We start from the raw sequence: 12998 nt of genomic DNA on the forward strand, positions 1-12998 counted from the left end.
GGGGGGTCGTACGGGGCGTCGGACCCACGGGGGTACGGGTCCGGGCGGCCGGGGCCGGTTACACGAAGCGCTGGCTGGCCGAGCCGTCGCAGGTCTGGAGGCGCAGCGGCTCGTGGGCCGCGGCCACCGTCAGGCACATGCCCGGGGCGGCGGCGGGCCGGAGGGTGGCTCCGTCACGGACGAACTGCTGGTTGGCGCCGCCGTGGCAGTTCCAGATGATGAGGCCGGTGCCGTTGCCGTAGTTGGCGCCGGGGGCGTCCAGGCAGCGGTCGTGGGTGAGTTCGACGTGGAGGGACTTCTTCGCGGAGTCGTACCACCAGCCCTGGTTGCGGCCGCCGTGGCAGTCCCAGCCGAGGACCTTGGTGTTGTTGGCGCTGGAGCCCCCGCTGGAGTCGAGGCAGTTGCCCGTCACCTCGTTCTTCAGCGGCTTGTACAGGTCGTCCCAGGCCCCGGCCTGCAAGACGGGGGTGCCGGTGCTCGCCGGGTCGGCGCAGGAGGCCTCGCGCAGGCCGGAGGCGTAGAGCTGGGTCAGACAGGACGCGAAGGCGCCGTGGCCGCGATAGTTGGGGTGGAAGGACTGGCGGGCGGTGTTCTCGTCCCACGGGAAGTGGTCCCCGAGGTCGAGGTAGAGGCCGCGGGCCCAGGTGTCCTCCATGCAGACCTCATGGCCGTTGAAGAGCCGCGAGTTGTCGAGGTAGGTCGCGCCCGCGGCGAGGGCGGCCGCGCGCATGCCCTTCTCGAAGGTGGGCACCGCGTAGTTGCGGCCCCAGGAGGCGTCGGAGTCGTAGCCGGCGCAGCCGCCGGGGAGCTTGCCGGGGAAGTCGGGGTTGTCGTTGAAGTCGGGGCCGATGGGGCTGGGGTAGCCCATCACGACCAGCTTGTAGTCGGAGTCGGCGTACCCGGCGTCGCGCATGACAGACTTCAGGTCGCCGATCGTCGACTGCACCTTGGGCTTCAGCCCGTCGACGCGCGCCTGCCAGCCCGGACCGTACTTCGGCTCGCAGGTGCCCTGGCTGAGCACCCAGCGGGTGACGCAGTCGGTCATGACCGGGCCGAACTGCAGGTCGTCGTTGGCCCCGGCGACCAGCAGCACCATCTTGATCCTGGTGTTGCGGGCCTTGATGGCCAGGCTGTCGCTCTGCACCAGCTCGTCGGCGTACTGCTTGCTGCCGCCGATCTTGATGTTGCCGGTGTAGCCGCCGGAGCAGGCCGCGTTGAAGGTGTAGTCCGCCGCGATGCCGGTGCGGTGGATCGCCGAGTCCGGCGAGCGGTGGCACTGGTTGGACGGGGTGTTGGTCGCGGGGTCGTAGGTGCCGACGCCCTCGCCGGAGATCTCGCTGTCGCCGAGCGAGATCAGACCGGTCTTGCGGTCGGCGAGGGGGCGGATCGCGGAGTCGCCGTAGATCTTGACGGCCTCGGCGGCCCGGATGGCCTCCAGTTCGGGCGTGAGAGGGGCCACCACGGCCCCGGCCGACTCCGCGGTGGTCGCCGCGTGGGCCATGGGGGTGATGGCGGTGACGCCCCCGAGGGCGGCCGCCGCCGCCACGACGGCGGCGAAGGTAGATCTGAGCCTGATCCTTGATTGTGTACGGGCACGTGCCATGAACGCCTCCCCGATCTCGGTGTTACCCCCGGTATTTACTGGCCGGTAGGCGAGTTGGGAACAGTCCGAACAAGACAATTGCTCAACTTTTTGAGGAGGCACCACAGATGACCAGTGATCAGCAGAACGGCGGGGCTCCCGAGGAGTACCGCACCGAGCACGACTCCATGGGGGACGTACGCGTCCCCGCGCACGCCAAATGGCGAGCTCAGACCCAGCGCGCCGTGGAGAACTTCCCCATCTCCGGACAGCGTCTGGAGCGCGCCCACATCGAGGCCCTGGCGCGGATCAAGGCCGCGGCCGCCACCGTCAACGGCCGGCTCGGCGTGATCGACGCGGACATCGCCGCCGCCATCGTCTCGGCGGCCGACGAGGTCGCCGGGGGCCGCTGGGGCGAGCACTTCCCCGTCGACGTGTTTCAGACGGGTTCCGGCACCTCGTCCAACATGAACGCCAACGAGGTGATCGCCACCCTGGCCACCGAGCGCCTGGGCCGTCCGGTCCACCCCAATGACCACGTCAACGCCTCGCAGAGCTCCAACGACGTCTTCCCCTCCTCCATCCACATCGCCGCCACCGCCGCCGTCACCGGCGAGCTCATCCCCGCCCTGGAGCACCTGGCCGGCGCGATGGAGCGCAAGTCCGCCGAGTTCGCCGCGGTGGTCAAGGCCGGCCGGACGCACCTGATGGACGCCACCCCGGTGACCCTGGGCCAGGAGTTCGGCGGGTACGCGGTCCAGCTCCGCTACGGCGTCGAGCGGCTGCGCGCGGCGCTGCCCCGGCTGGCGGAGCTGCCGCTCGGCGGGACCGCCGTGGGCACCGGGATCAACACCCCGCCCGGGTTCTCGGCGGCCGTGATCGCCGAGGTGGCGGCGACGACGGGACTGCCACTGACCGAGGCGCGGGACCACTTCGAGGCCCAGGGGGCCCGGGACGCCCTCGTCGAGACGTCCGGAATGCTCCGTACGGTCGCCGTCTCGCTCACCAAGATCTGCAACGACCTGCGCTGGATGGCCTCGGGCCCGCGCACCGGATTGGCCGAAATCAATCTCCCGGATCTCCAGCCGGGGTCCTCGATCATGCCCGGGAAGGTCAATCCGGTCGTCCCCGAGGCCGCCCTGATGGTGGCCGCCCAGGTGATGGGAAACGACGCCGCCGTCGCGGTGGCGGGCGCCGCGGGCAACTTCGAGCTCAACGTGATGCTCCCCGTGATGGCCCGCAACATCCTGGAATCCATCCGGCTGCTCGGCTCCGTGAGCCGCCTGCTGGCCGACCGCACCGTCGACGGAATCACCGCCAACACGGCCCGGGCCAGGGAGTACGCCGAGTCCTCGCCCTCCGTGGTGACCCCGCTGAACCGGTACATCGGCTACGAGGAGGCCGCCAAGGTCGCCAAGAAGTCCCTCGCCGAGCGCAAGACGATCCGGGAGGTGGTCCTGGAGTCGGGCTACGTGGACCGCGGCGACCTCACCCTGGAGCAGCTCGACGAAGCCCTGGACGTGCTGCGGATGACCCGCCCCTGACCCCGGCGCGGCCGCCCCCGCCCCAGCTCCGCCCGGCCCCGGGGTGTCACCCCCCGCCCCGTCGGGGGGTCTGGATCCGGTCGTTTCCCGCCCTCGGACACCTCGGTGACCTGCAGCGCGGCGATCCCCGGGACCCCAGCCCTAAGATCTGCCCATGACAGGTACCGGAGGCCGCGGGGGCGGCAGTGCGCGCGGCTCGGCACGGGGTTCGGCGCGGCGTGCGGAGCGGGACGGTGCTCAGGACGTCCGCTGGGCGCCCGGGGAGCAGATCCTCTGGCGCTACCGCGATCACGCGCCCGACGCGAAGGGCGCCGTCCACATCTGCCGGCCCGTGACCGTGGTGACCGACACCGACGAGCTGCTCGCGGTGTGGATGGCCCCCGGGACCGAGTGCGTCAAGCCGGTGCTCGCCGACGGGACCCCGGTCCACGAGGAGCCGCTCGCCACCCGGTACACCGCGCCGCGGACCACCGTACGGTCGCGCTGGTTCGGGGCGGGCGTGCTGAAGCTGGCCCGGCCCGGGGACCCCTGGTCGGTGTGGCTGTTCTGGGACCACGGCTGGGAATTCAAGAGCTGGTACGTGAACCTGGAGGAGCCGCGGGCCCGGTGGTCCGGCGGCATCGACTCCGAGGACCACTTCCTGGACATCTCCGTCTACCCTGACCGCACGTGGAAATGGCGGGACGAGGACGAGTTCGCGCAGGCTCAGCGGTCGGGTCTGATGGATCCGGAACAGGCCCGGCGCGTCCGCGAGGCCGGACGCGCGGCGGTGGCCGTGATCAGGGCCTGGGGTCCGCCGTTCTCGGAGGGCTGGCAGGATTGGCGGCCGGACCCGGCCTGGGGCGTACCGGCCCTGCCGGAGGACTGGGACCGCACTCCGGCTCATATGACCTCATGAGACCCTTGATGCGCCCCCGGGGGGCAATCGTAGGATCGTCCCCCGCCGGGGCGTCGGCGGTCAATTGTCGCCAGCAGAAACACATTTGACCTAGGCCGACGCGATGACGAGAGGTAACGAGCGGGACGCGGAAACGCGGGGTGATGGTGTCCCCGCCGCTGAGCGGGTATACCGCGACTGACCGAGTTGAGTGCAGCGCACATCGAGCGCAAACGGACGGAATGCCACGCGTGACGGAGTACCCCACCTCTCAGGAGGGCCCCCAGCCGGTTGCCTCCGGCGGTCGGACCGACGAGCCCGGCCACGGCACGGAGGAACTGGGCCACGGCAAGGCCCCGCTTCCGGCGGCCGAGGCCGTGCGCACGCATGCTCAGCCCCAGGCGGCGGACCTGCCCCGCCCCCGCGCCACCGAGGGGGCACCGTCCGCCTCCGAGGGGGCCGGGGACCCCGGCGACCCCGCCTCCGCGCCCGGCCAGGGCTCCGCCCCCGGCCAGGGCTCCGTGCCCGGCCAGGGCTCGGCTCCCGGCCAGGGCGCCGCCCGGGTCCGGGCCGGCCGTGACGAGGCCGCCGCCGCGGAGGCCGGCAGCGCGCGCACCCGCGACGGCGAAGCCGCCCGCGAGGCGGCGGGGCGGCCCGGCGCGACCGGGCAGGCCCCCGCCTTCGGGCAGGCCGCCGCTTCCGGACTGCCCAGCGGCATCGGGTCCGAAGCGACCATCGCGCGGCGGGAGGGCGACCGGCTGCGGTTCGTCGGAGCCGCCACCCGGCGGATCGCGCGCGGCATCGACCTCGACGAGATCGTGCTCGGCCTGTGCCGGGCCACCGTGCCCACCTTCTCCGACGCCATCCTCGTCTACCTGCGCGATCCCCTGCCGGTCGGCGACGAGCGGCCCGTCGGACCGGTCGTTTTAAGGCTCCGCCGAACCGACCGGCTCCGGCCGATCGACGAGTTCACGGGAGCGGGAGCCGCGGCGGCCGCGGGAGCGGGAGCCGGCCTCGCCGGAGCGATGACCCCCGACGGCGAGCTCGACTTCAGCCAGCTGGCCCTGGTCGGCCCGCAGGGTGACCTGCCCGCGGCCGAGCTCTGCGAGATCCGCCCCGGCGGGGCGCTCGCCGAGGTGCTGCGCGGCGTACGGCCCGTCTTCGGGTCCTCCGCCGCCGCCCGCGCCGCGCTGCCGGAGCTGCTGGGCGCCGACCACCCGGTCCCGCGCGGCCAGCGGGCCATCCTCGCGCCGCTGCGGGGCCGCCGCCGCGTCATCGGCGCGGCGGTGTTCCTGCGCACCCCGGAGCGCCCGGCCTTCGAGACGAACGACCTGCTCGTCGCCGCGCAGCTGGCCACGCACACGGCGCTGGGCATCGACAAGGCCGTGCTCTACGGCCGCGAGGCCTACATCGCCGACGAGCTCCAGCGCACGATGCTGCCCGACAGCCTCCCCCAGCCCACCGGGGTCCGGCTCGCCAGCCGCTACCTGCCCGCCGCCGAGACGGCCCGGGTGGGCGGTGACTGGTACGACGCCATACCCCTGCCCGGCAGCCGGGTCGCACTCGTCGTCGGCGACGTCATGGGCCACTCCATGACCTCCGCCGCCATCATGGGACAGCTCCGTACGACGGCCCAGACGCTGGCGCAGCTCGACCTGCCGCCCGCCGAGGTCCTGCACCACCTGGACGAACAGGCCCAGCGCCTGGGCTCCGACCGGATGGCCACGTGCCTCTACGCCGTCTACGACCCGGTGTCGCACCGGATCACCATCGCCAACGCCGGCCACCCGCCGCCGGTCCTGCTGCACCTGGGCGGCCGCGCCGAGGTGCTGCGGGTGCCCCCCGGCGCCCCGATCGGCGTCGGGGGCGTGGACTTCGAGGCGGTGGAGCTGGACGCCCCCGCCGGGGCCACCCTCGTGCTGTACACCGACGGGCTCGTCGAGTCCCGGCTGCGGGACGTCTGGACCGGCATCGAGCAGCTCCGCGAGCGCCTCGCCACCACCGCGCAGCTGACGGGCCTGGACCACCCGCCGCCGCTGGAGGCCCTGTGCGACGACATCCTGGACATGCTCGGCCCCGGTGACCGGGACGACGACATCGCGCTGCTCGCGGCCCGGTTCGACGGGATCGCGCCCAGCGACGTGGCGTACTGGTTCCTGGACCCGGAGGAGACCGCTCCGGGCCGGGCCCGCCGGTTCGCCCGCCGCGCGCTGGCGCGCTGGGGGCTGGAGGAGCTGGAGGACTCCCTGGAGCTCCTGGTCAGCGAGGTCGTGACGAATGCCGTGCGGTACGCCGAGCGGCCCGTGACCCTGCGCCTCCTGCGGACGGACGTACTGCGCTGCGAGGTCGGCGACGACTCCCCGCAGCTGCCGCGCCAGCGCCGGGCCAGGGACGACGACGAGGGCGGCCGCGGCCTGTTCCTGGTCAACCGGATGGCCCGCCGCTGGGGTGCCACCCGGCTGAGCAGCGGCAAGGTCGTCTGGTTCGAGCTCGCGCTGCCGGCCGCGCCGGGGGCGCCGGAGCGCCACTGACCGGAGCGCGGTCCGTACCCGCGCACGCCACTGCCCCGCGGCTTCGCGCCTGCGGGGCAGTGGTGCGTACGGGTACCGATCGTGCGGTGCCTACCGTTCGGGTTCCTCTTCCGGCGGCGGGGGCTTCGGCGTGTTCGACTTCGAGGAGGACGCGGTCGGCTTCGGCGTCTTGCTCGGCGTCCCGCTGGGAGTCCCGCTCGGCGTTCCGCTGGGCGTACCGCTCGGCGTCTTGCTCGGCGTCTTGCTCGGCGTTCCGCTGGGCGTGCCGCTCGGCGACTGCGAGCTCCCGGACCCGCTCGGCGTGCCCGAGGGGGTGGTGCTGGCGGTCGGCGACTGGACCTTGCCCATGTCGGCCTCGTCCAGGTCGAAGGAGCCCGTCTCCACGCCGCCCAGCGCGGCGAGGGTGTATTCCTTCCAGATCGCCGCCGGGAAGGAGGAGCCGCCCGCACGACCGCCGCCGGCGGTACCGGTCAGGGTGGTCTGCTTGTGGGTGACGGGTTCCTCGCCGAACATCGCGACGACGGTGACGAGTTCGGGCGTGAACCCGGTGAACCAGGCGGCGTAGTTGCTCTCGGAGGTGCCGGTCTTGCCCGCGGCCTCGTAGGCCGAGCTCCGCACGGCCTTGCCGGAGCCGTCCTTGACGACGCCGGTGAGCACCTTGGTGACGGTGTCGGCGGTCTTGCGGCTGATGGCCGTGTCGCCGACGGCGCGGACCGGCTTGAACTCGCGGGACGCGTGCTTGGCGGACTTGATGATGCTCGGCGTGATCTTCTTGCCGTGGCTGTCGAAGGTGGCGTAGACGCCGGCCATCTCGACGGTGTCGGCGCTCATGGTGCCGAGCGACATGGCCGGCTTGTCCTCGGGCCAGCCGTCGCGGTCGACCATGCCGAGCTGCAGCGCGGTCTTCTTGACCTTCTTCGGCCCGACGTCCACGATCATCTGGGCGTACACGGAGTTCACCGAGGAGTTGGTGGCGTCCTGCACCGTCATCATCGGGTCGCCGTAGTCCTTGTCGTCCTGGTTCTGCGGACTGAACGGGACGTCACTGCCGACCACGGGGCGCTTGCTCGTGCCGTCGTAGAGGCTGCTGGGCGTGATCGGCTTCCCGTCCCGCGTGCTCGCCTTGGTCTCCAGGGCGGAGGCGAGCACGACCGGCTTGAAGGTGGAGCCCGGCTGGAAGTCCTTGCGCAGGGCGTTGCTGGCCCACTGCTCGCTCTGCCCGGTGCCGCCGTACATCGCGACGATCGCACCGGTCTTCGGGTCCACGGAGGTGGCGCCCGCCTGCACGGCGGAGTCGACGGCGCGGCCCTTGCGGTCGAGCTTGGATTCCAGCTCGTCCTGGACGGCCTTCTCCAGCGCCGCCTGCTTCTTCGGGTCGACGGTGAGGGTGATGTCCCAGCCGCCGGCCTTGAGCTGGGCCTCGGTCATGCCGGTCTGCCGCTTGAGCTCCTCGTCGGCGGCCTGGATCAGGTAGCCCTTCTGGCCCTCCATGCCGGGGAGCGCCTTGGGCTTGATCGGCTCCTGGAACTTCATGTCCTTGCGCTTGGCCGCGTCCAGCTTGCCCATCTCGACCATGTTGTCGAGGACGGCGTTGAAGCGGATCATGACGAGGCGCTTGCCGTTCGGACCGGCGGTGGCCCAGTCGTACTGGCTGGGGGCCTGGAGGACGGCGGCGAGGTACGCGCCCTGTTCCAGGGTCAGCTTGTTGGCGTCGACCCCGTAGTAGGCCTGGGCCGCGGCCTGGATGCCGTAGGCGTTGCGGCCGTAGAAGTTGGTGTTCAGGTAGCCCGCGAGGATCTCGGGCTTCTCCTTCGACTGGTCGACCTTGAGGGAGATGATCAGCTCCTTCAGCTTGCGGGTCGCCGTCTGGTCCTGCGTCAGGTAGAAGTTCTTGACGTACTGCTGGGTGATCGTCGAGCCGCCGGCCTTGCCCTTGCCGGTGACGGTGTTGAACAGGCCGCGGCCGATGCCCTTGAGGTCGATGCCCCGGTCCTCGTAGAAGGACTTGTTCTCGATCGCGATGAAGGCCGTCTGCACGTCCGCCGGGATCTTGTCGATCGGCACGATCTGGCGGTTCGTCTTGCCGACGCGGGCGATGACGGTGCCGTCGGCCAGCTTGTAGACGTTGTTCTGGGTCAGCGCGTCGGCGTTGGGGTCCGGCTCGTCCACGTAGAAGTAGAGGCCGACCAGGGCGGCCATGCCGAGCAGGACGGCCCCGAAGAAGGCTCCGAGGATCTTCTTCCAGGTGAAGAAGCGGCGTATGCCGGCCGGCTTGCCGCCCTGCTGCCCGCCCCTGCCCTTGGCGCGCCCGCGCGGCGCTCGCCGTGCACCGCGCTGCTGCTGCGCCCTACGCGCTTCTGCTCGGCCCATCGCTCCCGCTCCGCTCGATTACCCCCCGACGTCAGCTCAGAAAGCTAACACCGGAGCCTGTGACAAAAACCGGCCAACGGGTGCGCATAGCGGGCAATTCGGACGTGACAATGAGCACCCACCCCACCGGAACCGACGCGAACGGAGCCCGGAAGGTTGCCGGGCCCCGGGTCGCACTCCTGCCCGAGCCAAAAAAGTGATATCACTTTGCTAAGCGGCTCGACCGGCCGCCACTGACGAAACGGGGCAGACGATGACCAACACCACGGGTGGAACCGCGAGCGGCGTACGGGAGTTCCCCGCGCGGAGCGTGGGCGGCGGACTGGCGCTGCTGCTCGGCCTGGCGGGCGTGGTCGCCGGGGCGGGCCTGATCGCGCTCGGCGCGGTGTCCGGAAGCGACGCGGCCAAGGCGGGCCTGAGCGCGGCGGGCGTCGTCCTGACCATCGCCGCCGTCATCGCCATGGGCGGGCTGAACACGGTCGCGCCGGGAGAGGCGCGCGTGGTCCAGCTGTTCGGCCGCTACCGCGGCACCGTCCGCACCGACGGACTGCGCTGGGTCAACCCGCTGACCTCCCGCCGGCGGCTGTCCACCAGGGTCCGCAATCACGAGACCCCCGTCATGAAGGTCAACGACGCCTACGGCAACCCGATCGAGCTGGCGGCCGTGGTGGTGTGGCGGGTCGAGGACACCGCGCGCGCCGTGTTCGAGGTCGACGACTTCACCGAGTTCGTCGAGACCCAGACCGAGACGGCCGTCCGGCACATCGCGATCGAGTACCCCTACGACGCCCACGAGGTCGGCGGCCTCTCGCTGCGCGGCAACGCCGAGGAGATCACCGAGAAGCTGACCGCCGAACTGGCCGCCCGCGTCGAGGCGGCCGGCGTCCAGATCATCGAGTCCCGCTTCACCCACCTCGCGTACGCCCCGGAGATCGCCTCCGCGATGCTCCAGCGCCAGCAGGCCGGGGCGATCGTCGCGGCGCGCAAGCAGATCGTCGAGGGCGCGGTCGGTATGGTCGAACTCGCCCTGACCCGCCTCGCGGAGCAGGAGATCGTGGACCTCGACCCGGAACGGAAGGCGGCGATGGTGTCCAACCTGATGGTGGTCCTGTGCGGTGACCGCGCGGCCCAGCCGGTCATCAACACGGGCACCCTCTACCAGTGAGCCCCGACGGCGGTACGGAGCCCCCCGGCCCCGGCGCGGCCGGGGAGCCGGCGCCCGCGCCGGCTCCCAAGGCCGGGCGCCAGGCCCGCAAGCAGGTGCTGCTGCGGCTCGACCCGCAGGTGCACGACGCGCTCGCGCGGTGGGCGGGGGAGGAACTGCGCAGCGCCAACGCGCAGATCGAGTTCCTGCTCCGCCGCGCCCTGTCCGAAGCCGGCCGCCTCCCCGGCGGGGCGGGCCCGATCCCGCCCCGGGGCCGCCCCCGCGCCTCTCCGGATTCCTGAAGCCGCCTCGGTACGCTCGGCGCGTCACCCCGGGGGGTCTCACCGAATTCGAGGACTCGGATGAACTGGACCGGCGGAGAAGCCGACGCGAAGACCGGTACGGGACCCGGCGACGCACCCGGTACGGGACCCGGTGCGGGACCCGGCGACGCACCCCGCACGGGAAGCGGCGCGGAACCGGACGCGGGGAGCGGCGCAGAACCGGACGCGGAAGCCGAGTCGCGAACGGCCGCCGGACCCGAGTCGCGAGCGGCGACGGGAACGCCGGACACGGTGGCGGACATCGCGAAGGGCGCCCGCCACCGCGGCGCCGCGAGAAGAGCGGCCGGCGCCCTGGCGGTGGCCGCGGTGTGTGCCGGGCTGACCTGGACGGCGCTCGCCCTGACGGGCACCCCCACCGACTCCAAGGCGCCCGCGGCGGCCGCCGCCTGTTCCTACACGGCGACCGGCGGCGGCGCCAAGGGCCTCGGCCTGCCCGTGCACGATCCCGCGCGGGCCCGCCCGTACCGGGCCGAGCTGGTCACGGAGCAGGGCAAGGTGGTCGTCGAGGCGCTCACCGAGGCCGCGCCCTGCTCCACCACCTCCTTCGCCTTCCTCGCCGGGAAGAAGTACTTCGACGGCAGCACCTGCCACCGGGTCACCACGCGCGGGATCTTCGTACTGGAATGCGGCGACCCGGCCGGGCTGGGCACGGCCGACCCCGGGTACTTCTTCCCGGACGAGAACCTGGACGGCGCCACCTATCCGGCGGGCACGGTCGCGATGTCGAAGGCTGTCCCGGGCCGCAACGGCAGCCAGTTCTTCGTCAGCTACGCCGATCCGGACTTCCGCATGCAGCCCGACTGGACGCCTTTCGCGCGGGTGGTCAGCGGGCTGGACGTGCTGCGGAAGATCGCCGCGAAGGGCACCGAGGACGGAGCCACCGACGGCCGGCCCAAGGAGCCCGTCGTCATCAAGGCGGTCACGGTGCGGCGCCCGGCCGGGTGACCAGGGGCGGCTGACCCCGCGGCGCCCCGTACCGACAGCCGTACGGGGCGCCGGCCGCGGCCCGCGCCCCACTCCGGCGCCCGGGGCGCCGGCGGCTATCCGGTGCGGCTCAGCAGGACGAAGCCGTCCCTCAGGTCCACCGTGCGGTACCCACGGGACCGGGCCTCGTCCAGGGCGATCTGCTCGTGGACGACCGACATCGGCCACCGCAGCGCCGGCCGCACCTGGGTATCGACCATGATCCATTCGGGATTGGGGCGGCTGTCCCCCCAGCCGTAGAGGCTGACACTGGTGCGGTCCGCGAGGTGGGGCACGAGATAGCTGGACGCCTGGACCGTCGCGTCGTCCGGGATCCGGTCCATCACGCTGTGCGCCGTCGCGATGCGGGGATCCTTCACCCAGGTCTCCGGCTGGGTCAGCTGCCAGAGCGGATAGTGCGGCAGCAGCAGCAAGGCCATCGCCGCGGAGCCCGCCAGATACCGGTACAGGCTGCGCCCGCTCGTACCCCGCCGCCGCAGGGCGTCCGCGAAGGCCACGAAGACGATCGGCATGACCAGGAGCGAGTAGTGGTAGCCGGTGCCCCAGTGGGGCGGGTAGTTCGAGGCGAGGCGCCACAGGACCGACGGCACCGCGACCAGTACGAGCGGCGAGCGCAGGGCCAGGAACAGGGTCGGGGCCAGGATGAGGACGAGGGTCGTGACCTTCTCCTGCGGGGTGATCAGACCGAGCGTCAGCTGGTGGAGCAGTTCCAGCGCGCCGCCCTGCGCCTCGCCCACCAAGGCGCCGCCGGAACCGGCGCCCGCGCTGCCTCCGGGGTTGTGGGAGACGAGATAGCCCTTGAACCCTCCCGGATGGAAGGCGCCCAGCACCAGCAGGGCCAGCCCGGTCCCGACCAGACCGGCCGCGGCCGTGAGCAGCCCCGGCCGGCGACCGCCCCGGCCGCCGCGCCAGGCGATGACCAGGCCGATCGCGGCCACCGTGAGACCGAGGTCCTCCTTCACGAGCAGGAGCGGCAGCGCCCAGTACGCGGCGGCGCGCAGCCGGCCGCTGCCGAGGGCCGTCAGGGAGAGCGTGAGCAGCGGAAGGGCGAAGGCCCATTCGTGGAAGTCGGAGGAGACCCCGCTCGCGATGCCCCACGAGAGCCCGTAACAGGCGCCGATGACCGCGGCGGCCGCGGTGCCCAGTGTCCGGCGGGCCCAGAAGGCCAGCGGCAGCACGCTCCCGGCGACCAGCGCGGCCTGCGCCACGAGCAGCACCTTCACCGAGGGCCACAGCCAGTACAGGGGCGCCAACAGGGCCAGGACGGGCGAGAAGTGGTCTCCGAGGACCGGGAAGTCCGGCCCCTTGACCTCGGAGACGGGCAGGTGGCCGGACGCGTAGGAACGCACGACCTGGACGAAGATCCCCAGATCGAAGCTGCGGGAGAGCAGGCGCTCGTGGATCCGCAGGGACAGCGCCATGTAGGCGAAGAACAGGGCTCCCGCCATGGCCCAGATCCACCAGTCGGATGCGGGGCGGCCGTGCGCGGACGGTTTCGGCGCCGTCCGCGCCTCGATGCCGGTCTGCTGCGGTGGGAGTGCGGTGGCGTTGCCGGTGGGTGCTCGCATGAACCTTCAAGATGCCAGCGCCGTCACGGGCCGGGCCCGGGGCCGTCTCCCGCG

At 72.4% G+C, this 12998-nt stretch carries 9 protein-coding genes; 6 read left to right on the forward strand and 3 right to left on the reverse strand.

The genetic code is table 11. From position 1 onward, the window contains the following. Positions 1-58: 58 nt before the first annotated feature. Positions 59-1603: a ricin-type beta-trefoil lectin domain protein gene (locus OG730_RS15620; protein ID WP_327304817.1), complete on the reverse strand. Its 1545-nt coding sequence runs from the start codon at positions 1601-1603 to the stop codon at positions 59-61. A gap of 107 nt (positions 1604-1710) precedes the next feature. Here OG730_RS15620 and OG730_RS15625 point away from each other — a divergent pair, with 107 nt between their 5' ends. The 3 genes from OG730_RS15625 (at position 1711) to OG730_RS15635 (ending at position 6534) form a co-directional block, all read left to right on the forward strand. Next, positions 1711-3126: a class II fumarate hydratase gene (locus tag OG730_RS15625; RefSeq protein WP_327304818.1), complete on the forward strand. Its 1416-nt coding sequence runs from the start codon at positions 1711-1713 to the stop codon at positions 3124-3126. Between the two features lie 154 nt (positions 3127-3280). Beyond that, a complete protein-coding gene (gene fomD / locus OG730_RS15630; protein WP_327304819.1) occupies positions 3281-4024 on the forward strand; it encodes a cytidylyl-2-hydroxypropylphosphonate hydrolase in 744 nt (247 codons plus the stop codon). Between the two features lie 230 nt (positions 4025-4254). After that, positions 4255-6534 carry a SpoIIE family protein phosphatase gene (locus tag OG730_RS15635; protein ID WP_327304820.1) on the forward strand — a complete coding sequence of 760 codons (2280 nt, stop codon included), beginning with the start codon at positions 4255-4257 and terminating at the stop codon, positions 6532-6534. Positions 6535-6624: 90 nt separating this feature from the next. On the opposite strand, the gene OG730_RS15640 is transcribed toward OG730_RS15635, so the two are convergent. Further along, complete coding sequence (locus tag OG730_RS15640) at positions 6625-8904, reverse strand: transglycosylase domain-containing protein (RefSeq protein WP_327304821.1); 2280 nt, start codon at positions 8902-8904, stop codon at positions 6625-6627. 253 nt (positions 8905-9157) lie between these two features. Between OG730_RS15640 and OG730_RS15645 the strand changes: the two genes are divergently transcribed. The 3 genes from OG730_RS15645 to OG730_RS15655 are packed head-to-tail and all read left to right on the forward strand — an operon-like array spanning position 9158 to position 11337. Further along, positions 9158-10069, forward strand: coding sequence for an SPFH domain-containing protein (locus OG730_RS15645; RefSeq protein WP_327304822.1), 912 nt, complete (start codon positions 9158-9160; stop codon positions 10067-10069). Beyond that, entirely contained in the window at positions 10066-10350 is a 285-nt protein-coding gene (locus tag OG730_RS15650) for a type II toxin-antitoxin system antitoxin (protein WP_327304823.1), read from the forward strand. The genes OG730_RS15645 and OG730_RS15650 overlap by 4 nt, the downstream gene beginning before the upstream one ends. Before the next feature lie 60 nt (positions 10351-10410). Further along, positions 10411-11337 carry a peptidylprolyl isomerase gene (locus OG730_RS15655; RefSeq protein WP_327304824.1) on the forward strand — a complete coding sequence of 309 codons (927 nt, stop codon included), beginning with the start codon at positions 10411-10413 and terminating at the stop codon, positions 11335-11337. Positions 11338-11432: 95 nt separating this feature from the next. On the opposite strand, the gene OG730_RS15660 is transcribed toward OG730_RS15655, so the two are convergent. Beyond that, on the reverse strand, positions 11433-12944 hold the full coding sequence (locus OG730_RS15660; RefSeq protein WP_327304825.1) for a DUF2079 domain-containing protein: 1512 nt from the start codon (positions 12942-12944) through the stop codon (positions 11433-11435). Between the last annotated feature and the right edge of the window lie 54 nt (positions 12945-12998).

Origin of the sequence: Streptomyces sp. NBC_01298 (assembly GCF_035978755.1) — a bacterium.
Taxonomy (GTDB): Bacteria; Actinomycetota; Actinomycetes; order Streptomycetales; family Streptomycetaceae; genus Streptomyces.